This is a genomic window from Burkholderia sp. LMU1-1-1.1 (assembly GCF_040675865.1).
GTDB lineage: Bacteria > Pseudomonadota > Gammaproteobacteria > Burkholderiales > Burkholderiaceae_D > Rugamonas.
Genome location: NZ_JBEGHG010000042.1, coordinates 1 through 691, shown reverse-complemented (window position 1 = coordinate 691; position 691 = coordinate 1). Strand labels below are relative to the sequence as shown.

Genomic DNA, 691 nt, shown 5'->3' with positions numbered 1-691 from the left:
TACTACTAGGGTAAAACTGGTAGGGCTGGTTGGACTCGAACCAACGACCCCCGCGTTATCAACACGGTGCTCTAACCAGCTGAGCTACAGCCCCAAATGCTGTTCTTTATATTGACAGTCGATAAGTGTGAACGCTTGATGAGTGAGTCATTGCTGACTCGTGCCACTCTAGAAAGGAGGTGATCCAGCCGCACCTTCCGATACGGCTACCTTGTTACGACTTCACCCCAGTCACGAATCCTACCGTGGTAAGCGCCCTCCTTGCGGTTAAGCTACCTACTTCTGGTAAAACCCGCTCCCATGGTGTGACGGGCGGTGTGTACAAGACCCGGGAACGTATTCACCGCGACATGCTGATCCGCGATTACTAGCGATTCCAACTTCATGCAGTCGAGTTGCAGACTACAATCCGGACTACGATACACTTTCTGCGATTAGCTCCCCCTCGCGGGTTGGCGGCGCTCTGTATGTACCATTGTATGACGTGTGAAGCCCTACCCATAAGGGCCATGAGGACTTGACGTCATCCCCACCTTCCTCCGGTTTGTCACCGGCAGTCTCATTAGAGTGCCCTTTCGTAGCAACTAATGACAAGGGTTGCGCTCGTTGCGGGACTTAACCCAACATCTCACGACACGAGCTGACGACAGCCATGCAGCACCTGTGTGATGGTTCCCTTTCGGGCACTCCC

The 691-nt window shown here is 53.7% G+C and carries 1 tRNA gene and 1 rRNA gene; both read right to left on the bottom strand.

From position 1 onward, the window contains the following. Window positions 1-17: 17 nt before the first annotated feature. Window positions 18-94 (bottom strand) — tRNA-Ile (locus MRBLMU1_RS23480). Window positions 95-172: 78 nt separating this feature from the next. Beyond that, window positions 173-691 (bottom strand): 16S ribosomal RNA (locus MRBLMU1_RS23475); the annotation flags it as partial.